The 20,460-nt window shown below is 56.6% G+C and carries 18 protein-coding genes and 1 tRNA gene; 8 read left to right on the forward strand and 11 right to left on the reverse strand.

Translation table 11 applies throughout. From position 1 onward, the window contains the following. The 4 genes from bcp to FHS72_RS06735 all read left to right on the forward strand — a co-directional run bounded on the left by bcp (position 1) and on the right by FHS72_RS06735 (position 3,328). Complete coding sequence (gene bcp, locus FHS72_RS06720) at positions 1–468, forward strand: thioredoxin-dependent thiol peroxidase (RefSeq protein WP_183527371.1); 468 nt, start codon at positions 1–3, stop codon at positions 466–468. 82 nt (positions 469–550) lie between these two features. Beyond that, a complete protein-coding gene (locus FHS72_RS06725; protein WP_183527372.1) occupies positions 551–1,369 on the forward strand; it encodes a ferritin-like domain-containing protein in 819 nt (272 codons plus the stop codon). 164 nt (positions 1,370–1,533) lie between these two features. Beyond that, positions 1,534–2,844 (forward strand): DUF5930 domain-containing protein, encoded by a 1,311-nt coding sequence (locus FHS72_RS06730; protein WP_183527374.1) that lies wholly within the window; start codon positions 1,534–1,536, stop codon positions 2,842–2,844. Continuing rightward, positions 2,834–3,328 (forward strand): bactofilin family protein, encoded by a 495-nt coding sequence (locus FHS72_RS06735; RefSeq protein WP_183527376.1) that lies wholly within the window; start codon positions 2,834–2,836, stop codon positions 3,326–3,328. Before FHS72_RS06730 ends, FHS72_RS06735 begins: the two co-directional genes overlap by 11 nt. A 125-nt stretch (positions 3,329–3,453) precedes the next feature. Here the strand turns inward: FHS72_RS06735 and FHS72_RS06740 are convergent, their stop codons facing one another. The 6 genes from FHS72_RS06740 to FHS72_RS06765 form a co-directional block, all read right to left on the reverse strand. Then, positions 3,454–4,089 carry a hypothetical protein gene (locus FHS72_RS06740; RefSeq protein ID WP_183527378.1) on the reverse strand — a complete coding sequence of 212 codons (636 nt, stop codon included), beginning with the start codon at positions 4,087–4,089 and terminating at the stop codon, positions 3,454–3,456. Between the two features lie 196 nt (positions 4,090–4,285). After that, positions 4,286–4,903 carry a hypothetical protein gene (locus FHS72_RS06745; RefSeq protein ID WP_183527380.1) on the reverse strand — a complete coding sequence of 206 codons (618 nt, stop codon included), beginning with the start codon at positions 4,901–4,903 and terminating at the stop codon, positions 4,286–4,288. 15 nt (positions 4,904–4,918) lie between these two features. Beyond that, positions 4,919–6,046, reverse strand: a complete 1,128-nt coding sequence (gene prfB, locus FHS72_RS06750; protein WP_183527383.1) for a peptide chain release factor 2 — start codon at positions 6,044–6,046, stop codon at positions 4,919–4,921. Positions 6,047–6,143: 97 nt separating this feature from the next. Further along, the gene (locus tag FHS72_RS06755) at positions 6,144–8,672 is read right to left on the reverse strand and encodes a penicillin-binding protein 1A (protein WP_183527385.1); all 2,529 of its coding nucleotides are present in this window, start codon (positions 8,670–8,672) and stop codon (positions 6,144–6,146) included. Between the two features lie 120 nt (positions 8,673–8,792). Then, positions 8,793–9,998, reverse strand: coding sequence for an N-acetylmuramoyl-L-alanine amidase (locus tag FHS72_RS06760; RefSeq protein ID WP_183527387.1), 1,206 nt, complete (start codon positions 9,996–9,998; stop codon positions 8,793–8,795). Beyond that, complete coding sequence (locus FHS72_RS06765) at positions 9,995–11,140, reverse strand: pyridoxal phosphate-dependent aminotransferase (RefSeq protein ID WP_183527388.1); 1,146 nt, start codon at positions 11,138–11,140, stop codon at positions 9,995–9,997. Before FHS72_RS06765 ends, FHS72_RS06760 begins: the two co-directional genes overlap by 4 nt. Positions 11,141–11,258: 118 nt before the next feature. Between FHS72_RS06765 and FHS72_RS06770 the strand changes: the two genes are divergently transcribed. Together FHS72_RS06770 and FHS72_RS06775 are read left to right on the forward strand one after the other, a co-directional pair. Further along, positions 11,259–12,002 carry a DsbA family protein gene (locus tag FHS72_RS06770; protein WP_246414536.1) on the forward strand — a complete coding sequence of 248 codons (744 nt, stop codon included), beginning with the start codon at positions 11,259–11,261 and terminating at the stop codon, positions 12,000–12,002. Positions 12,003–12,075: 73 nt separating this feature from the next. After that, the gene (locus tag FHS72_RS06775) at positions 12,076–12,855 is read left to right on the forward strand and encodes an MBL fold metallo-hydrolase (RefSeq protein WP_183527390.1); all 780 of its coding nucleotides are present in this window, start codon (positions 12,076–12,078) and stop codon (positions 12,853–12,855) included. 80 nt (positions 12,856–12,935) lie between these two features. On the opposite strand, the gene ispG is transcribed toward FHS72_RS06775, so the two are convergent. From ispG to hemA, 3 genes are all read right to left on the reverse strand, one after another. Beyond that, on the reverse strand, positions 12,936–14,063 hold the full coding sequence (gene ispG, locus FHS72_RS06780; protein ID WP_183527392.1) for a flavodoxin-dependent (E)-4-hydroxy-3-methylbut-2-enyl-diphosphate synthase: 1,128 nt from the start codon (positions 14,061–14,063) through the stop codon (positions 12,936–12,938). Between the two features lie 76 nt (positions 14,064–14,139). Continuing rightward, positions 14,140–15,348 carry a helix-turn-helix domain-containing protein gene (locus tag FHS72_RS06785; protein WP_183527394.1) on the reverse strand — a complete coding sequence of 403 codons (1,209 nt, stop codon included), beginning with the start codon at positions 15,346–15,348 and terminating at the stop codon, positions 14,140–14,142. Positions 15,349–15,473: 125 nt separating this feature from the next. Then, a complete protein-coding gene (gene hemA / locus FHS72_RS06790; protein WP_183527396.1) occupies positions 15,474–16,733 on the reverse strand; it encodes a 5-aminolevulinate synthase in 1,260 nt (419 codons plus the stop codon). A 270-nt stretch (positions 16,734–17,003) separates the two neighbouring features. Here hemA and FHS72_RS06795 point away from each other — a divergent pair, with 270 nt between their 5' ends. Both FHS72_RS06795 and FHS72_RS06800 read left to right on the forward strand, forming a co-directional pair. After that, positions 17,004–18,386, forward strand: a complete 1,383-nt coding sequence (locus FHS72_RS06795; protein ID WP_183527398.1) for a M20/M25/M40 family metallo-hydrolase — start codon at positions 17,004–17,006, stop codon at positions 18,384–18,386. A gap of 3 nt (positions 18,387–18,389) precedes the next feature. Beyond that, on the forward strand, positions 18,390–19,688 hold the full coding sequence (locus FHS72_RS06800) for a S41 family peptidase (protein WP_183527400.1): 1,299 nt from the start codon (positions 18,390–18,392) through the stop codon (positions 19,686–19,688). 101 nt (positions 19,689–19,789) lie between these two features. Here FHS72_RS06800 and FHS72_RS06805 read toward each other — a convergent pair. Together FHS72_RS06805 and FHS72_RS06810 are read right to left on the reverse strand one after the other, a co-directional pair. Further along, positions 19,790–19,866: transfer RNA gene (locus FHS72_RS06805), tRNA-Asp, on the reverse strand. 123 nt (positions 19,867–19,989) lie between these two features. Then, positions 19,990–20,457: a YHS domain-containing (seleno)protein gene (locus tag FHS72_RS06810; protein WP_183527402.1), complete on the reverse strand. Its 468-nt coding sequence runs from the start codon at positions 20,455–20,457 to the stop codon at positions 19,990–19,992. Positions 20,458–20,460: the final 3 nt, after the last annotated feature.

Genomic DNA, 20,460 nt, shown 5'->3' on the forward strand with positions numbered 1-20,460 from the left:
ATGACAAACCTGACGATTGGCGACCAAGCCCCTGCAATCAACTTGCCACGCGACGGCGGTGAAATGGTCGATCTGGCCGCAATGACGGGTCAAGCCGTGGTTGTCTACTTCTACCCCAAAGACGACACGCCGGGTTGCACCAAAGAAGCGATCGGGTTCACCGAACAGGCGATGGCTTTCGCGCGCGCGGGTGCTGTGGTGTGGGGCGTCTCCAAAGACACCGTCGCCAAGCACGACAAATTTCGGGCGAAATACGAACTGGGCATCCCACTGCTGTCCGATGAGGACGGCACGGTCTGCGAAGACTACGGTGTCTGGGTCGAGAAAAACAACTTTGGCAAGAAATATATGGGGATCGAACGGGCGACCTATCTGATTGATGGCAGTGGCAAAATCGCGCAAATCTGGCGCAAGGTCAAAGTGCCCGGTCACGTGGATGCCGTTCTTGAGGCCGTGCAAAACCTCTAAAGGGTGGCGATTTTTCCGGAAAAATCGGACGCATTTTCGCGAAAATGCGCGGCGTCCGGCAAATAGACACAAGGACAGCACCATGTTGCCATTGGCAGAAATGGCCGTGACCGTATTAACCACGGCTAACGGGCGCGACAAAACGGCGATCTCGCGAGAGTTTGCCAGCGTGTGGCGCGATGCCCGTGCGGCGGGTGTTGTCCCTGACATCGGCCATGCCGCCCCGCCCGACATGCCCGCGCGCCCCGACCAACCTGCCCTGCTCGCCCCCCGTGATGTACCACTTCGCAAAACAGGCTCGCCCGAGGGTCGCATCGCACTGCTTCATGCCGTCGCCCATATCGAGTTGAACGCCGTTGATCTACATTGGGACATCATCGCCCGCTTCACTGACGTCGAAATGCCGATCGGATTTTATGACGACTGGGTGCAGGCCGCTGACGAAGAATCCAAGCATTTCAACCTGATGTGCGACTGTCTTGAAGCGGTTGGATCGCATTATGGCGCGCTGCCTGCGCATGCTGGCATGTGGCAAGCGGCCGAAGATACCAAGGATGATCTGTACGGCAGGCTCGCCGTTGTGCCGATGGTGCTTGAGGCACGCGGGCTTGATGTGACCCCCGGCATGATCAAGATTTTCAAGCAGGCCAAATCCCATGACGCGGTCGCAGCCCTAGAGACGATCTACGCCGAAGAGGTCCACCACGTCGCCTACGGCAGCAAATGGTTCAATTACCTTTGTGGGCGCTTAGACCAAGATCCGACCCCATTCTTCCACGCGCTCGTGCGCAAATATTTCCACGGCGACCTGCGCCCTCCCTTTAACGAAGAAAAACGCGCCGAGGCCGGGATACCGCCAGACTTCTACTGGCCGTTAACCAAGGATGGTCGCCCAACTTGACGCCACGTCGGCAGAAACCCGCGCAAATTTGTTGAAAATACGGCAATTCTGCTGACTTATTCCCCAAGCCTGTTGCGGCAACGCCTACCTTTGCCGTACAGAACCCGAGCGGGACACTGGGTGTGGGAGCCCACCGCGAGGGAATTGGGACAAGAGGTCGACACGTGCGGACACGGATAACGAACCGTATTCATCATTGGCTTGAGCAATATTTTCCAGAAAAGCGCCTCTTTTTGCGCTCGGATTCGGAAACGCGGTTCATTCGGTTAATGCCTGAAACACAATTGGTCGCTTGGACCGGTAGCATTGTTGTCGTCGCTTGGACGATCATCGCAACCGCCATTTTGTTAATGGACAGTATCGGGTCCGGCAATTTCCGCGCACAGGCCCAACGTGACCAAATGGTCTACGAACACCGCCTGAACGCCCTGTCCGCTGAACGCGACGCCCGCGCTGACGAAGCGATGGCCGCGCAAGAGCGGTTCAGCTCTGCGCTTGATCAAATCTCGATCATGCAAAGCGAACTCTTGAACACCGAAGATAAACGTCGCGAATTGGAAACTGGTCTTGAGGTTGTGCAAACGACACTGCGCAACACCATGCGCCAGCGTGAAGATGCCCGCGATCAATTGGCTGAACTGGCCGCAGACGGGGCAGACCCTGCCGCTGTGACCGCGATCAGCGAAGAGGCAAATGGCACCGTTGAATTGCTCGCCTCCGCCCTCGCCCAGACCTCCGAAGAGCGCGACTTGATCGCCGAAGATGCACAGTTCGCGATTGAACGCGCCTCAGAGATCGAACTTGAATTGCGCCTGTTGCACGACAAGAACGATGAAATCTTCCGCCAACTCGAAGAAGCCATGATGGTTTCTGTCGAGCCGCTGGACGATATGTTCCGCGCCGCTGGCATGAACCCTGACACGTTGCTCGCACAAGTCCGTCGCGGCTATTCCGGCCAAGGTGGGCCACTGACACCTCTGTCGTTCTCGACACGTGGCGGCGCACCTGATCCAGACGCATCCCGCGCAAACGACATTCTTGGATCGCTTGACCGAATCAACCTCTACCGGATCGCTGCAGAACGCGCGCCGTTTGATATTCCGATCAAAGACAGCTTCCGTTTCACATCAGGCTTTGGCCAACGGTGGGGCCGCTTGCACGCTGGCACAGACTTTGCCGGACCTGTTGGCACACCGATCTATGCCACTGCTGACGGTGTTGTGACTTTCGCTGGTTGGTCTTCGGGCTATGGTCGTCTTGTGAAGATCCAACACGAGTTCGGAATCGAGACACGCTACGCCCACCAGAGCAGACTCCGTGTTAGCGTTGGACAAAGGGTCTCGCGCGGCGAACGAATTGGTGATATGGGAAATTCTGGACGGTCTACCGGATCGCACTTGCATTACGAAGTCCGCGTTGGCGGGCAACCCGTCAACCCAATGATTTACATAAGAGCTGGACAAGATGTTTTCTAAAAGCAAAATCAACGAACCTGCGCCTAAGGCCGGCGACAAAAAACCTGCAACAGACACTGCAGCGGCAACACCGCCTGCGACGTCCGGGACAGATTTCAAATCAACTGCGCCAAAAACAAAGCCGCCAGCGTCTACGCTGTCCGCTGACCTGATGATCACAGGCAACATCAAAACAACCGGCGACATCATCGTTGAAGGTCAAGTTGATGGCGACATCCGCGCTCACCTGCTGACTGTTGGCGAAGGCGCCACTGTTAAGGGTGAAGTTGTTGCTGACGACGTTGTGGTCAATGGCCGCGTTGTAGGCCGTGTACGCGGTCTGAAAGTACGCCTGACAGCGACTGCACGTGTTGAGGGTGACATCATCCACAAAACAATCGCCATCGAATCCGGTGCGCATTTTGAAGGCTCTGTTCAGCGTCAGGACGATCCATTGTCCACTGCCGGTGCAGCACCAAAAGCCAAGATGCCAGAACCTAAGTAAGCGCCGCACCCTACCTAGCGGCCTCAAAGATCAAAGCCTCCTGCGTCAAACGCAGGAGGCTTTTTCGTAGGTTAGGGTGTCGGTCCCCCTATGCAGCACCCGACAGTGCCGCATAGGGAAAGCGTTTATTTCGTGCCGTAAAAGATGCCAGCAGCGCCCCCGGAATCAAATGCACCACCAACAGTGCCGTCGCCATAGAACCCGCCGGTAAAGGCAGTTTCGACGTTTTTGTATTCGATCTCGCCAATGATGCTTCCATCTGCAGCCACATCGCCGTCGACTTCAAAGTCGCTGCCATCAGGCGTCTCGATATCGCGATCCGCAAAATCATACACCAGGGTCAAAGGGCCGCTCACCGACGTCGTTGCTGAGTTGTAGCTATAGCGGCCTTCAAACCTCGCGTTGCCTGTAGGCGCGGCGCTGAGTGTACCGTCGATCCCCGAGAATGCGACGCCGTCAGAGATACCACCCAACAGCGTGACATCATCATTCACAAAGCTGTTGGCGCGGTCGGTCCCATTTATCCATGCGACTTGTTGGTTAAGGATTACGTTTGACGCTGGCAAATCGATCACGTTGCCATCGTCCACAATGCGAAAGCTACCATCCGCATTTGCTGTGATCGCGCCACGGTTATTTGTGTTGACTGTATTTCCCAGGATCGTTGGATTACTGCTGCTGATCGTGGTTGTGCTGCTGCTTCCGCCGCACGCACTTAGCAAAGTCACGGCCGCAAGCGCGGTCATTGTCATTGTTTTCATAACATCTTTTCCTTGTTAACGTTCACACGGTGCAATCGCACCAAATCGTTTTAAAACACACCGACGACGGACGGTGTAGACGTCACGCCGTCAAAATACAATTCCAATTGAATGTCTCGTGTGCGGTCTCGTGATCCGAATAACAGACCACAAGACCGCGATTATCGTCTTACCCGCAAAGCGACGGGTCGACTTATTACTTCGTGCCGTAGAACACGCCGGATGCTGTTTCGCTATCGAACGCACCGCCGACAGTATTCTCGCCGTAGAACCCGCCAGTAAAGCCAGTCTCTACGTCGTTGTATTCGACTGTGCCGGAAATCGTGCCGTCAGCCGCAACTTCGCCGTCGACTTCAAAGATATTATCGTCACGCGATTCGATATCCATATCGAGTAAATCGAAGTCCAGTATCACGTCACCAGTATTGGTGCCGTCTGGCGTGATGTAAGTGTAACCGCCTGTAAATGTCGCGTTACCTGTCGGTGCATTGCCAGCATTGCCGACAATGACCCCAGAGAATGGCAAATCGCCGGAATAGCCACCGATCAGCGTCACATCGTCGTTGGCAAAGCTTGTGATGTCCAAATCGCCGCCAACGGCCGTCTTGACGCCACTGGACGCCACGCTACCCGCAGCCAGCTCAATAGTTTCACCACCGTCAACGATCGTATAGCTGCCGTCAGCGTTCGCAGTCACGTCGCCGCGCTCGGCCGTGAAATCTTCAGAAACATCATCAAATGGATTGCTACCGCTTCCGCCACATGCGCTCAGCAGTGTTACGGTTGCAAGCGCAGTCAAAGTCATCGTTTTCATGTAGTTCACTCCTAATTAGTCCTCGGCTGTTGCATCAGCCCGGCTCATTCCAGATACATCCATGGCGAGAGTAGCAGCCATCAGGCCGTCCAAATCGCCATCAAGAACACCTTGCGTATCGGATGTCTCGTAGCGGGTCCGCAGGTCCTTAACCATCTGATATGGTTGCAGGACATAAGACCTGATCTGATTACCCCATCCGGCATCACCAGCGTTCTCGTGCACTTCGTTAACCAATGCAGACCGTTTATCAAGTTCAATTTGATACAACCTGGATTTGAGCGCTTTCATTGCAATTTCACGGTTCTGGTGCTGCGATTTCTCGGATGATGTGACCACAATCCCAGTCGGATGGTGGGTGATCCGCACCGCGGAATCGGTGGTGTTGACGTGCTGTCCACCGGCACCGGACGACCGGTAGGTATCCAGACGAATATCCGACGGATTCACTTCGATCTCGATGTTATCATCGACCACCGGATACACCTTCACAGAGGTAAACGACGTGTGCCGTTTTGCGGCACTATCAAACGGCGAAATGCGGACCAAACGGTGGACACCGCTTTCGGATTTCAGCCAGCCATAGGCATTCAACCCGCTGATCTTGTAAGACGCGGATTTGATGCCCGCCTCTTCGCCCGGTGTCGTGGATTGCAGTTCGACCTTGTAGCCTTTGCGTTCGGCCCAACGGACATACATCCGCGCCAGCATCGACGCCCAGTCACAGGATTCAGTGCCGCCCGCACCCGAGTTGATCTCAAGGAAGGTGTCGTTTGCGTCAGCTTCACCGTCCAGCAGTGCTTCGAGTTCTTTCTTTGCAGCAACTTCGGCAAGCGCGGTGATCGCCTCTTCGGCTTCTGCCACCACTTCGGCGTCGTCTTCCATCTCGCCCAACTCGATCAAGTCAACCGTGTCGGTCAGTTCCTGTTTCAGCGTCTCGTAATTATCGATCCCATCGACCAGCGCCTGACGATCGCGCATCAGTTTTTGCGCCGCTGTCGCGTCATCCCACAGGTTCGGATCTTCAACGCGGGCGTTGAATTCTTCCAAGCGGTGCGGCGCGGTCTCGTAATCCAACCGCTGCGCCAGCAACGCCAACGACTTTTCAATCGCTACAATCGTGTTCTGTGTCTCAGCGCGCATGGATGATTTCCGCAAATTGGGTGTGATTACAAAGGATGAAAGCTAGGGGTGTGATAGCTCGGGGGATGTGTCCGGCGCAACCCGCCGGACAATCTGGTTAGTACAGACCGCCAGAGGACAGCGTGCCAAAGGTCGCCCGTGGGCCAACCGTCGCCGTTCCGCCAGTCGATGTTGTGACCTGACGGGACGCCTGCGGGATTTCTTCGAACAATGGCAAGTTGGCGGACACGCCAAAGCCACCGTCAAAGGTAATGCCGAACACTGGCTCTTCGCCCGGACGGAAACATTCCGCGATCACGTTGTCGCCTGTGGCACCATCCGGCAATTTTGCACCAGAGAAACGGTCGATGCGGATGAATTGACAATCGCTCGGTGTACGGAACGCACCGCCACCGAATTTATCAACAGCCTTCGTCATAAAGCGGTTAAACACCGGACCACAGGTGCCGCCACCCGACGCGCCACGCATCGTGCGCGGTGTGTCATAGCCGATGTAGCAACCCGCGACGATGTTCGACGAGAAGCCAACGAACCACACGTCTTTGGTGTCGTTGGTGGTCCCTGTCTTACCCGCGATAGGTACAGATTGGTTAATGCTGCGACGCGCGGTGCCGCGATCCACAACGCCCTGCATCATGGATGTCAGCTGGTACGCGGTGATTTCGTTCATCACACGTTCACGGTTCGAAACGATGCGCGGGGCTTCACCAGAGGCCAGTTCATAGCCGCTACAGTTCACGCAATTACGCTGGTCATGTTGGTAAACAGTCTCGCCGTAGCGATCCTGCACACGGTCCACCAGCGTCGGCTCAACCCGTTCGCCGCCATTCGCAAACATCGCGTAGGCCGCAACCATCTTGAACACAGTGGTTTCATCAGACCCCAGCGACGCCGCTAAAACGCGGTTCATCTTGTCATAAACGCCAAAGCGTTCCGCATATTCAGCAACTGTCCCCATGCCGATTTCTTGCGCCAAACGAATGGTCATCAAGTTCCGGGACTGCTCGATCCCTGTCCGCAACGGTGTCGGACCGTAAAACTGGTTCGATGCGTTTTGCGGACGCCACACGCCTTGCGGGGTGTTAATCTCAATCGGGCTATCCACCACAATGGTCGCAGGCGTATAACCGGAATCGAGCGCCGCCGCATAAACAAACGGTTTGAACGACGAACCGGGCTGACGCATCGCTTGGGTGGCGCGGTTAAAGACCGAGTTCTGATAAGAGAACCCGCCCTGCATCGCCAAAACACGACCCGTGTTCACATCCATCGCCATGAAACCGCCCTGCACTTCTGGCACCTGACGCAAGGTCCAACGGATAAACGCGCCGTCGCTGTCTTGGGTCATGCGGCGGACGTGAACCACGTCACCGGGTTCAAAATTGTCAAAGAAGTTGCCGCGCATCCATTGGATATCTTCGCGTGGCACAACCTGCGGTTCGGCTTCAGTAGAGACGATCCCTTCAACACCAATCCGTAACTGATTGTCGGAAATTTCCAGAACAACCGCAGGATGCCATTCGTTCTCAAGTTGAATGTCACGGGCAACACGCACATCGGACAGGGCACTGCGCCATGCGGCCTCGTCGGTCAGCGTCTCAACAGGAACCGATTTTCCAGTGCCGCGCCAAACGCCCAAGCCACGGTCGAACTGCTCAAGCGAGATTTGCAGCGATTCTGCCGCGACCTTTTGCAGCTCTTCATCAATCGTGGCGCGGATCGACAGGCCACCGTTAAAGAATTCTTCCTCGCCAAAGTTCACGCTCAACTGGCGGCGAATTTCGTCAGTAAAATAGTCACGCGGCGGGCGTTCGTCAAAGTGGGACGGGAAATCGCCGCCCTGCACCGTGCGCAGCGGATCAGCCTTTGCGACTTCCCATTCCTCGTCGGTGATATAGCCGTTTTCATGCATCTCGCGCAGAATAAACGCACGGCGTTCCAGCGCATCTTCGCGGTTGCGCACCGGATGATAGCTATAGGGTGCTTTCGGGTGAACGGCGAGGAACGCTGCCTCGGCAGGACTTAGCTCGCTCAGTGATTTGTTGAAATAACTTTGAGCCGCAGCTGTCACACCAAAGGACCGCACACCAAGGTCGATCTCGTTCAGGTACAGCTCCAGAACTCCTTCTTTTCCTAGCGTTTCTTCCAATCGTGGCGCCAGAATAAGCTCTTTGATTTTCCGCGAAATCCCGTCCAAACCGCGCCGCGATCCATCCAGCAAAAAGTTCTTCGCGACCTGCTGCGTGATCGTGGACGCGCCGCGCAATTCCTGACCGCGTGACTGAATAGCCTCAAGCAATGCCGACGCCATCCCGCGCGGATCATAACCCGGATGTGTGTAGAAATTCTTATCTTCGGCGGAAATAAACGCCTGTTTCACCAGATCGGGAATCTCTTCCGCAGGCGTAAACAATCGCCGTTCCGTCGCGAATTCGTCGATGATTTTACCTTCGCCCGAATAAATCCGGCTGATGGTTTTCGGCGCATATTGCGACAGCACATCATAGGACGGCAAATCGCGCCCATAGACATAAAAAACGCCGCCCAAACCGAGCGCCGCAATGACAAGCCCGAATGTGAGCATCGTGAAGATGCCCCCGAAGAAAGAAAGTATAAACCGCAGCAAGCCCGTAATCCTTTTGGATTTGTTGGCCTCGACTATACCTGCTCGGGTCGGGATGGTCAAAAGCCGATTGGGGGGAAACCTGCCGCTTTTGGCCTAATTCCAGCCGCGTCCCGTGACGTTTTATTGACGCACCAAAGGCGCGCGCGCGGCCTCGTCCTGCTCCCATACGAGAACGCTTGCGACGATGCCTTCAACGATGCGGGCGCGGCCTGCGCGGGTCGACAGAATTTCGCGGTCGCTGGCACTGGACAAGAACCCGACCTCGATCAAAACGGACGCAAAATCAGGGGCGTTGAGCACAGCCAAGCGCCCTTCGCGCCGTGGTTTCGAATTCAAACGCGCCCCTGCGTCACGCAATCCAGTCACAACATGTTCGGCAAAACGCTGGCTTTGTGGTTCGGTCTCGGCCCGCGCGAGATCCATTAAAACCGTCGCGACACGGTCATCTTGATCCGACAGATCAACCCCAGCCAGCAAATCACCCCGTTCGTGCCGCTCGGCCATGCGCGTCGCAGCCTGATCAGAGCCTTCGTCGCTCAATGTGTAAATCGACGCCCCCCGCGCCTCGTCCACTTCCAACGCATCGGCATGGAGCGAGATTAACAAATCAGCCTTCGCCGCCCGCGCAATTGACATCCGCCCCTCTAGCGGGACAAAAACGTCAGCCTCACGGGTCAAAATCGCCCGCACACGGCCCGTCCTGTTCAACCCTTCAGCGACCTCGACGGCCAACTGCAGCATCAAATCCGCCTCTTGCACGCCACCTTGAATGGCGCCCGGATCAACACCGCCATGGCCGGGATCGATGACCACGGTTAACGGCCTATCCTCGGACGTAGGCGCAGGCAAACTCGGCAGTGCCGTCGCCACATCCCACGCCGTACTGGCTGGCGCACCGGATTTCTCTGCGAATGTTTCAGCACTCACGCGGTCGAAATTCAACGTTAACTTCGCGGTGCCATCTATCTGATTTGAAACGAGTTCTGCCGTTTCCAAAACAACCGGTTCCGTCAAATCAACAACCAACCGCGACCAGCCCTGCTGGAACGCGCCAAAGCGCACGTCGCCCGCGATTTGCGATTGATCCAACTGCGCCTTATCGGTGCCAGTCCAGTCGATTTCACGAAAATCCACAACCAACCTGCGCGGCTCGTCCAAGGTAAAAACGCGGTACGGCACAACTTGGGTTAACCCAAGATTAAGCTGCATCCCGCCGCGGGTATCTGTGATCGCACTATCAGCATGAACAACACGCGCCAAGCCGCTGAAATCTTGTGATAAAGCTGGCGTGGCGAGAGTCAAAAACGCGATCACATAGCGAATCACGCTTGGCGTCCCTGCATAAATGTCGCGAGCCGCGTTAAGCCTTCGGTCATATCTGCTGTGCTACGTGCATAGGAAAACCGCAACCAATGGTGGCCGCGAATGGGGTCAAAATCCAGACCAGGCGTCACGGCAACACCCGCTTGTTCCAAAATCTCGCCCGCAAACGCGAGCGCATCATCGGTGTAGTCGGACACATCCGCATAAACATAAAACGCACCATCCGGCGGGGCAAACTTGGTAAATCCTGCTGCCTGCAGACCGTCAATCATCAACTGCCTGTTGGCCGTATAGACTGCAATATTCTGCTGCAGCTCTGCATCGCAATCCATTGAATACAATGCCAAACGTTGCGCCGCATGCGGGGCGCAGATGAACATATTCTGTGCCAACCGTTCCACAATACGCACGTGATCTTCAGGGACGATCATCCAACCAACGCGCCAGCCTGTCATCGAAAAATACTTCGAAAACGAGTTAATCACGTAAACGTTATCCGTGACCTCTAACGCCGAAACGGCCCGCCGATCATAGCCCAAACCGTGGTAAATCTCGTCCGAAATCAGCGCCGCGCCAGACGTGTCACAAGCCTGCGCGAGTCCTGCCAATTCATCATGGTCCAGCATTGTACCTGTCGGATTGGCAGGTGACGCCACGATCAACCCCGCCAAATCATGATCCGCAACTGCACGCGGCTGCGGCTGAAAACGGTCTGCTAATGTCGTCTGGATATCCACCGGTGTCAGGCCAACAGCCTTGAGAATTTGACGATATGACGGGTAGCACGGCGTACCCAGTCCAACCTTTTCTGCGTTATCAAACAACGCACTAAACGCCAAAAGGAAAGCACCAGACGCCCCTGACGTAATCACCACACGCCCCGGATCAATGTCGACATCATACCAATCACGGTAGTGCTGTGCGATCCGCGCGCGCAGTTCCGGCAGGCCCAAACCGACCGTATACCCCAACGGATCATCCAGGTCAGCTGCCAGCCGCGCACGCGCCTCTGCAGGCGCCCCCGTTCCCGGTTGACCGACTTCCATATGGATAATGTGACGCCCCGCAGCCTCTAGCTGTCGCGCGGTTTCCATCACGTCCATCACGATAAACGGATCGACCATGCCTCGGGTTGAATGACGCATCTGCTGCCCTCTTAATTTTGGCAGAGTTTTGCACGCAAGCGCCCTGCGACGTCAATGGCACTTGGCACACCTTGTCCAATATGATCTTGAGGCCGCGACCCTCTTGAGGAAAGTAGACATGATGCTTCGTTTTGCCCCCCTTGCCGTTCTGGCGACCCTCGCGACCCCACTGGCCGCCCAAGATATGACAGCCGACGAGCGCACCGCGTTCCGCGCCGAAGTCCGCGCCTATCTGCTCGACAACCCAGAGGTGCTGATGGAAGCCATCGGCGTGCTTGAGGACCGCCAAGCCGCCAATTCCCAAGCCAACGATTTGGCCTTGGTCGCGCAGCATTCGGACGCCTTGTTCAACAGCGAAACGTCCTTTGTCGGTGGCAATCCTGATGGCGATTTCACCGTCGTCGAATTTCTCGATTACCGCTGCGGCTACTGCAAACGCGCACATCCCGAGGTCAACGAACTGATCGGCACCGATACGAATATCCGATATATTATCAAAGAGTTGCCAATCTTAGGCGAAGAATCCCTACTCGCATCACGCTACGCAATTTCCGTGCAAATGCTGGCTGGCAACGACGCCTATAACGATGTGCATAACACGTTGATGGAGTTCCAAGGCAACATCACCGACGCCAATCTCGCGCGCATGTCTGGCGCTTTCGGGCTCGACCACGCGGCCGTCGCGGACAAGATGAACACCGCCGAAGTCACCGCCGTGATCGCGGAAAACCGCGCACTCGCCGACGCTTTGGCGATCACCGGCACGCCGTCTTTTGTGTTTGAAGACCAGATGTTACGCGGCTACGTGCCTTTGGCGCAGATGGAACAGATCGTGGCACAATTGCGATCACGCGATGGTTAACAACTAAAACTAGTTCTTGCTGCGAAATACCCTAGATTTATTGCAACGCATATTGCGCAATCTGGAGGATATTATGCAAAGCCTTAACCAAAACCGTCGTCAATTCCTGATCACGACCGCCGCCGCTGGCACGGTCACTGTTCTGCCGTTTGCGGCCCGCGCAGACAGCCATGGCCCCGACGTTTTCCCGACTGATAACGGCGCAATCGAGATTTCCCCGATTGCGCACGCGTCCTTTGTGATGACGGTGCCTGCGGGCGTGATCTACGTCGATCCGGTCGGCGCTGCTGCGGATTACGAAGGCTTTCCCGCCCCTGATCTGGTGCTGATCACGCACGAGCACGGCGACCACTTTAACCTTGATACGCTAAAAGGGCTCGTCAGCGACAGCACCGTGCTGATCACCAATCCGGCGGTCTACGACATGCTAGACGCCGACATGCAGGGCCGTGCAACGCCTATCGCAAATGGTGAAAACGCGACCTTCGGCGATATCGCGATTGACGCAATTCCGGCGCATAACACAACCGAAGACCGGATGAATTTCCACCCTGTCGGACGTGACAACGGCTATGTTCTGACCGTCGACGGCAGCCGCGTTTATATCTCTGGTGATACCGAAGATATCCCCGAAATGCGCGCCCTTGAAAACATCGATATTGCGTTTGTTTGCATGAACTTACCGTTCACAATGGATGCAACCACGGCTGCCGACGCGGTGAACGAATTCAAGCCGAAAACAGTCTATCCATACCACTACCAAGGCCGCGATGACGGCACGCAAGACCCTGAAGAATTCGCAGCACTGCTCGCGGACGGGATCGCCGCAAAAATGGGCGGTTGGTACGCCTAACGCTACTAGAGGCTCTTGCGCGACGTGCGAGAGCCTCCGGCGAGGCCCTGAGAACGTCAAATAAACGGGGCGGCTGGGGATTACTCAGCCGCCTCTTTTGCGGCCAAGGCATCCAGTTCGGCGGCTTTCTTTTCGACCTGTTCGACGATGTGATCAACCATGCTGGCGTTGTCTTGCTTGTGGCTTTGCTTGCCCGCAAGATAGACCATCCCGTGACCTGCCCCGCCGCCGGTAAAGCCGACATCAGTCATCAGCGCCTCGCCCGGACCGTTCACAACGCAGCCGATAATCGACAGCGACATCGGCGTTTTGATGTGTTCCAGACGTTGTTCCAGCGCCTCGACCGTTTTGATGACGTCAAAGCCCTGTCGTGCGCAGGACGGGCAGGAAATGATATTCACGCCGCGGTGGCGCAAACCCAGTGATTTCAGGATTTCAAAGCCCATTTTGACTTCTTCAACCGGATCAGCGGACAGGGACACGCGGATCGTGTCGCCAATCCCCATCCAGAGAAGATTGCCCATGCCGATAGCCGATTTCACGGTGCCACTGATCAAACCACCCGCTTCGGTGATGCCCAAATGGATCGGCGCGTCGGTAGCGTCGGCTAGTTTTTGGTAGGCGGCGGCGGCCATGAACACGTCAGAGGCCTTGCAGCTGATTTTGAATTCGTGAAAGTCGTTGTCTTGCAGCAGCTTGATGTGATCCAGACCGGATTCAACCATCGCGTCGGGGGTTGGCTCGCCGTATTTATCCAGCAAATGCTTTTCCAGCGATCCCGCATTCACGCCAATACGCATCGAACAATTGTTGTCGCGGGCGGCTTTGATCACCTCTTTGACCCGTTTTTCGTCGCCGATATTGCCCGGATTGATCCGCAGGCAAGCAGCGCCCGCCTCTGCCGCTTCAATCCCGCGTTTGTAGTGGAAATGGATGTCGGCGACGATCGGCACGGATACTTCCGGCACGATCAGTTTCAGCGCACGGCTCGATTCCTCGTCCGGCACCGAAACCCGCACGATGTCTGCGCCCGCGTCTGCCGCCGCTGTGATCTGCGCGATGGTGCCTTTGACGTCCGTGGTTAACGTGTTGGTCATCGTCTGCACCGTGATCGGCGCATCGCCCCCAACAGGCACGTTGCCCACCATGATCTGACGGCTTTCGCGGCGGTAAATATTACGCCAAGGACGGATATGGTTCAGCGACATTTTCAGGGGCCTTTGATCTGCAATGTTGGCCTTAACCTATGCGCGACCGTGCCGCGCAGCAACGGGTCAGCGCAGGTTATTGTGCCGCAGGGATCACTTCTGCGACACGCACAACTTCGGCGAGATCGCTGTCAGACGTGATATCGGCCACGGTGTAGCTGGCGGTCAGGCCATCGACGGACATCGCGAGGTTTGACGTGACCTGCCCGCGCGGGCCAGCAGGGCCGTAATGCGTGCCGTTGATCGCAAAGTAGATCGCGCCGCTTTCGCCCACGCGCAATGTTGCTGGGCTTTCGGTCTGTGGCACGTTGAACGTGTCACCGGCCTGCATTGTGGCCTCGAAAATTGTCGTGCCGTCTGCCGCTTTGACGCGGACCCAAGCGGGACGCACGGCGACCATCTGCACTGCAGGTGCAGGTGTTTCGAGCACTTGAACGCCGCTCACAGGTGGCAAACCGCCAACAGCTTCGGCCAAGGCGCGTTCAACGGCGGTCATATCTGTTGTCGGTGTCGCTTCGTTGCTGGCCACGCCGAATGTACCGGGGTTCAACGACGCAATCGGGCCGTCGCGTGATACCAATACAGGCACATCAAGTGCGGCTGGACGGTACAACCGATCCAACGCTTCAACCGACGGTGCTGTGAAAGATGCCACATCTTCGGTTTCGGGGGCGATATTTGCGCCACCCGCCAGCGGGTCAATGTCGGAGACAACTGTCGGCGTCTGCTCGACAGGCGCGAATTGCACGCGCTGCACTTCTTGCAGAACGGTATAGCCGCCGTAGCCAATGCCGCCGATTAACGCGACCAGCACAAGGACCGATCCAATTGCGCCCGGCTCAATCCGGCTGAACATCGCGTCACCCGACGGAATGAACGGCGTCGCGGAAGACGAGAAAATATCGTTGCCCTTTGCAGGGGACTTTTTCAGCGTGGATGGTTTCGCAGCTGAAGCCTCGGCAGACATGCCGTGCGCTGTCACAAAACCGCTTTCGCCGCAGAACGTATCAAACGCCCAATCGGGGTCCATATTCAGATAACGCGCGTAAGACCGCACATAGCCTGCAATAAATCCGGGTGTGTCAAATGCAGTCGGGTCCGCGTTTTCAATCGCCGCGATATACGCTGCTTTGATCTTGAGCTCGCGCTGAACGTCCAACAGGCTTTTGCCCATGGTTGCCCGTTCACCACGCATCATGTCGCCAAGCCGCAAATCGAATGCGTCAAAACCGTTCGATTCAGCCTCTTGCTGAACGCGATTACGTCTGAATCCCTTGACGATCATACTTGTCCCGTAGCCCGCTAGTGTCCCCTATACCGCCGCAATCTGTCCCGAATCCTAGCAGTAACAGGTAATTCCTAACACAACATGAAGTTGCTTGCACATGCAGAAAGCACAAAAATGTGAGGTCACCCAGCCAATTCGGCGCGATTCAGCGCACAGTGGCTCCACAATAGATCCAATCCGGAAACAAGCGCATCCATCTCGGCAGGACCGTGCACAGGCGACGGGGTAAAGCGCAAACGCTCTGTGCCGCGTGGTACAGTCGGGAAATTGATCGGTTGTACGTAAATGCCATGATCCGACAATAAACGATCAGAAAGCACCTTGGTATGCACAGGATCTCCGACAATCAGCGGCACGATATGGCTGCCTTCGTCGAGGATCGGCAGGCCCATGCCCTTGAGACGGTATTTGAGAATCGCGGCTTGTGTCTGCTGCTGGTCGCGCAAGTCCTGATCGGTCTTGAGGTGCTTCACAGAGGCCGCAGCCCCCGCCGCAATCGCTGGCGGCAGTGACGTGGTAAAGATAAAGCCGGGTGCGTAAGACCGCACCGCATCGCACATTTTCGCGCTGGCCGCGATATAGCCGCCCATGACGCCATACGCTTTGGCCAAGGTGCCGTTGATAATGTCGATACGCCCCATCAACCCGTCACGTTCCGCCACACCTGCCCCGCGTGGGCCGTACATGCCAACGGCGTGGACTTCGTCGATGTAGGTTAATGCGCCGAATTCATCGGCCAGATCGCAGATTTCCTTGATCGGACCAAAGTCGCCGTCCATGGAATAAATCGATTCAAACGCGATCAATTTGGGTGCGTTGCTGTCATCAGCCTCAAGCAATTCACGCAAATGCGCGAGATCATTGTGCCGGAAAATCCGTTTCGCCCCGCCATTGCGACGCACACCTTCGATCATTGACGCGTGGTTACGTTCATCCGAATAGATAATCAGTCCGGGGAACAGTTTTGGCAACGTGGACAAGGTCGCGTCATTGGCGATGTAGGCGGATGTGAACACCAGCGCCTCTTCTTTGCCATGCAGATCGGCCAATTCGGCTTCAAGCAGCTTGTGGTAAACGGTGGTGCCGGAAATGTTGCGCGTCCCGCCAGACCCCGCGCCTGTGGCTTCGATTGCTTCGTGCATCGCGTTCATCACAACCGGATGCTGGCCCATGCCAAGATAGTCGTTCCCGCACCAAACAGTCACAGGCGCCGTGGTGCCGTCTTCTTTGTTCCACGTCGCGTGGGGGAACTGACCGCGCGTGCGCTCGATGTTGATAAACGTCCGGTAGCGACCTTCATCATGCAGACGCTTAATTGCTGCATCTAATTGTCCGTTATAATCCACCGGGTATTCCTTCGTCTTAGCAGCGGTCCAAGTCATTGGCGGCACACCAATCTAGAACCTTTCTAGGTCTCATATAGGGCGGGTCCCCGCGCATCAATACGCTTTGACGCGCTACAAATTGCCGCCCCCTCGATCTGATCAAAATCACATACCCGAAGCACCTCCGATATGATCTACATCAAAAACATGCACTTACCCAAGGTAAAGCGTGCGCGATCGCCAAATTGGTCCGGCGATCTGTTTGCAAGACCGCCGGAATTGGCGTCCTATGTGCAAAACTCAGGTTCCGAAAGAAAGAAGTCCACCATGACCTTAGCCCTAGATCCCGTTCTCGCCAAAATTGATGCAGACCTTGATGCCGCAACGGCGCGTCTGCTCGACTTGTTGCGCATTCAGTCGATCTCGACCGATCCGGCCTACAAGGACCAATGCGACGCAGCGGCGAACTGGTTGGTGGATGATCTGGCGACAATCGGCTTTGACGCCTCGAAACGGCCAACACCGGGCCACCCGATGGTCATGGCGCACACAGGCGACAGCGGCGCGCATGTGCTGTTCTACGGTCATTACGACGTGCAACCCGTTGATCCGCTTGACCTTTGGGACAACGATCCGTTTGATCCACAAGTCGAAGACACCGCCAAAGGCAAAGTCATCCGCGGTCGCGGCTCGTCCGATGACAAAGGCCAGTTGATGACATTTGTCGAAGCCTGCCGCGCATGGAAAGCCGTGCACGGCACCCTGCCCGGCAAAATTTCGATCTTCTTTGAAGGCGAAGAAGAATCAGGCTCGCCGTCGCTTGTGCCCTTCATGAAAGACAACGCCGAGGAACTGACCGCCGACGTCGCCTTGATCTGCGACACGGGCCTTTACGGCGACAGCACGCCCGCAATCATCACGCAATTACGCGGGCTTTTGGGCGAAGAAATCACAATCACGGGCCCGAAACTGGACCTGCATTCCGGCATGTACGGCGGGCTTGCCATGAACCCTGCGCGCGTGCTGGCCAAAGTTATCGCATCCTTGCACGACGAAAATGGCGCGGTCACGGTGCCCGATTTTTATGACGGCGTGCCAGAGCTGTCTAACGAATTGGCAGCCAGCTGGGACGATCTCAAGTTCGACGAAAAAGAATTCCTTGGTGAAGTCGGCCTATCGATTCCCGCTGGTGAAAAGGGTCGTCGCCCGCTCGAAATGATTTGGTCGCGCCCGACGTGTGAAGTCAACGGCATGACATCCGGCTACACTGGCGACGGTTTCAAAACCGTGCTGCCGTCCAAAGCATCCGCAAAAATCAGCTTCCGCTTGGTTGGCACGCAAGACCCGCACAAAATTCGCGAAGCGTTCCGCAAGATGGTCACGGACATGATCCCCGCCGATTGTCAGGTCGAATTCCACGCGCACGGCGCATCCGCTGCGGGGCAAATGTCCACCGAAAACCCGGCCTTCGCCAAAGCCGCGAATGCGCTGTCCGACGAATGGCCAAATGCGGCGGCCTATGTCGGTTGCGGCGGGTCGATCCCGATTGCTGGCCACTTCAAACGGGTGCTCGATATGGACGCAATGTTGATCGGTTTCGGCAAAGACGACGACGCGATCCACAGCCCGAACGAGAAATACGACCTGTCCAGCTTCCACAAAGGTATCCGCAGCTGGGCGCGTATTTTGCACGCGCTTTCAAAGGACTAAGACATGAAGCGTATTTTGGGGTGGACCGTTGCCATGCTGCTGGCAGGCGTTTTAGCGCTTGGCATATCGTGGGTCTACTACGCCCCGCCCCAAGAGATACGCGGCACATGGAAAACCGATGGATACGGGCTGGTGATCGATATCACCGGCCTGACCATCAACGTTTACCAATCCGGCGACACCTACTGCATTCACGACCAAAAAGCGCCCGCACACATGGGCCTCGTGAACTTGGTCGAAGGTGTCACATTCGACATCACCGACGACCGCCTCAAACTTACCTCATCCGGCATTCTCAACCCGATCTATGCGGACCGGATCGCAGAGGTGCCCGCACTATGCGACACACCGCCATCCAATTCAGAGGCCAGCATATTCGACGCCGTCTGGGGGGCCATGAACAGCCACTACGCGCATTTCGACACGCACGGCATCGACTGGGCGGCACGACAATCGCTGCGCCCCACAGCAGGCTCGTCCAGAGACGATGCAGGCGTCTTGGCGCTGCTCAAAGACTTGCTCGCGGGCCTCGACGATAACCACGTTTATATCGCAACAGACACCGACGTCTGGTCGCCTGCCCTGCCCACCGCATGGCACGACGCCCGCCACCTCGTACGCGACACAACGCTCGCCGCTGTACCTGACCTATCCGCACCTAGCGCAACAGGCCTGCAAGTCGGTTGGGCCGCACCCAACATCGGCTACGTCTACATGGCCCATATGGCCCCCAACACAGGCATCGGCCAACGCGCAAATGTCGCAGCATCCCAGGCACTTAGCCAAGTGCTAGCCTATCTTTCCGACGCCGACGGAATCATCCTCGACGTGCGTTATAATCCCGGCGGCTCAGACGACGTGGCGATGGCCTACACTGGGTATTTCACCGACAGCGCCCTGCCCGCCTTTACCAAAACCACACGCACCGACAACGGCTACACCACGCCGTTCACGGCAATGCTTACACCGCATCCCGCAACCACGGATATCCCCACCGTCGTGCTGACCAGCCCCTACACCGGCTCTGCGGCTGAAATCTTTACGCTCGCGATGCGCGAACTGCCGCAGGTCACAACAATGGGCGGATCCACCTCTGGCAGCCTGTCTGACGTGATGACGGTCACCCTTCCAAACAGCTGGGAACTGGGGCTATCGCACCAACGCTACCTCAGCATGACCGGTGATTCCTTTGAACATATTGGTATTCCTCCTGATGTGACGATCCCCGTCGATGTCACTGCTGCGCAATCCGGCCAAGACACGATCTTGGACGCTGCGATCAGCCTACTGCAAACACGTTAAGCATTCCTTACGCGGCCAAATGACCGCGACAAACGCAAAACGCCGCTCTCCAAACAAATTGGAAGCAGCGTCGCATAGCGAATTCATCATAATGTGGAAAGTGGCGCGGTTGACGGGGCTCGAACCCGCGACCCCCGGCGTGACAGGCCGGTACTCTAACCAGCTGAGCTACAACCGCGCGTTCGGGTGGAATAGAAGGAAGCACCCCACCCGTCAACGCTAAATCGCCCCGATCTGCGAAGTTTTCTGCAAATCGCGAAAGTCAGGCAAGCGGATCACCCTGCTTGCCCGAAATCGCGCGTTATTCCGCGATGATCTCTGGCCATTTCGCGTCGCCCGCGGCGATGTAGCCCGCAATGTCACGTTCCCAGCGGCGCTGAATGCGGTTCGAATAGTTCAGGTACAATTTACCATCCACAATAGACCATGCCTCTGGTGTGGTAGAAACCAGCGCACCACTGTCAGCGATCGCATAGGCGCAATAGCCGCCGTACTGCGGCGCATAGGCCGTCGGGTCAGCCGCAAATGTGTCGCGATTCTCGGCGGTAGAAAAACGCCACGTGGCACCCTGCCAGTCAAAGGTAAATTCCGCAGACCCAGCGACAGGTGCACCTTCGGTGAAATAGGCAACCGCATCGGTGCCATCAATCGCAATGCCGTCTTCGGCGTAGATCGGAATCGCTTGCTGCGCGAAGGCAAAGCTTGGTGCGGCGGCAGCAAAAGACGCGGCTGCGGATAGCGTTAAGAAATGGCGGCGTGAAAAGGTCATGGG

The sequence above is a fragment of the Yoonia ponticola genome, from assembly GCF_014199395.1.
Taxonomy (GTDB): Bacteria; Pseudomonadota; Alphaproteobacteria; order Rhodobacterales; family Rhodobacteraceae; genus Yoonia; species Yoonia ponticola.

What these genes read in the sequence shown, in the direction of transcription:
- bcp (WP_183527371.1), top strand. Translation starts at nt 1, where the DNA reads ATGACAAACCTGACGATTGGCGACCAAGCCCCTGCAATCAACTTGCCA.
- FHS72_RS06740 (WP_183527378.1), bottom strand. Translation starts at nt 4,089, where the DNA reads ATGAAAACAATGACAATGACCGCGCTTGCGGCCGTGACTTTGCTAAGT.
- FHS72_RS06725 (WP_183527372.1), top strand. Translation starts at nt 551, where the DNA reads ATGTTGCCATTGGCAGAAATGGCCGTGACCGTATTAACCACGGCTAAC.
- FHS72_RS06795 (WP_183527398.1), top strand. Translation starts at nt 17,004, where the DNA reads ATGACCTTAGCCCTAGATCCCGTTCTCGCCAAAATTGATGCAGACCTT.
- FHS72_RS06810 (WP_183527402.1), bottom strand. Translation starts at nt 20,457, where the DNA reads ATGACCTTTTCACGCCGCCATTTCTTAACGCTATCCGCAGCCGCGTCT.
- FHS72_RS06765 (WP_183527388.1), bottom strand. Translation starts at nt 11,140, where the DNA reads ATGCGTCATTCAACCCGAGGCATGGTCGATCCGTTTATCGTGATGGAC.
- FHS72_RS06785 (WP_183527394.1), bottom strand. Translation starts at nt 15,348, where the DNA reads ATGATCGTCAAGGGATTCAGACGTAATCGCGTTCAGCAAGAGGCTGAA.
- FHS72_RS06770 (WP_246414536.1), top strand. Translation starts at nt 11,259, where the DNA reads ATGATGCTTCGTTTTGCCCCCCTTGCCGTTCTGGCGACCCTCGCGACC.
- FHS72_RS06800 (WP_183527400.1), top strand. Translation starts at nt 18,390, where the DNA reads ATGAAGCGTATTTTGGGGTGGACCGTTGCCATGCTGCTGGCAGGCGTT.
- FHS72_RS06735 (WP_183527376.1), top strand. Translation starts at nt 2,834, where the DNA reads ATGTTTTCTAAAAGCAAAATCAACGAACCTGCGCCTAAGGCCGGCGAC.
- FHS72_RS06745 (WP_183527380.1), bottom strand. Translation starts at nt 4,903, where the DNA reads ATGAAAACGATGACTTTGACTGCGCTTGCAACCGTAACACTGCTGAGC.
- FHS72_RS06775 (WP_183527390.1), top strand. Translation starts at nt 12,076, where the DNA reads ATGCAAAGCCTTAACCAAAACCGTCGTCAATTCCTGATCACGACCGCC.
- hemA (WP_183527396.1), bottom strand. Translation starts at nt 16,733, where the DNA reads ATGACTTGGACCGCTGCTAAGACGAAGGAATACCCGGTGGATTATAAC.
- ispG (WP_183527392.1), bottom strand. Translation starts at nt 14,063, where the DNA reads ATGTCGCTGAACCATATCCGTCCTTGGCGTAATATTTACCGCCGCGAA.
- prfB (WP_183527383.1), bottom strand. Translation starts at nt 6,046, where the DNA reads ATGCGCGCTGAGACACAGAACACGATTGTAGCGATTGAAAAGTCGTTG.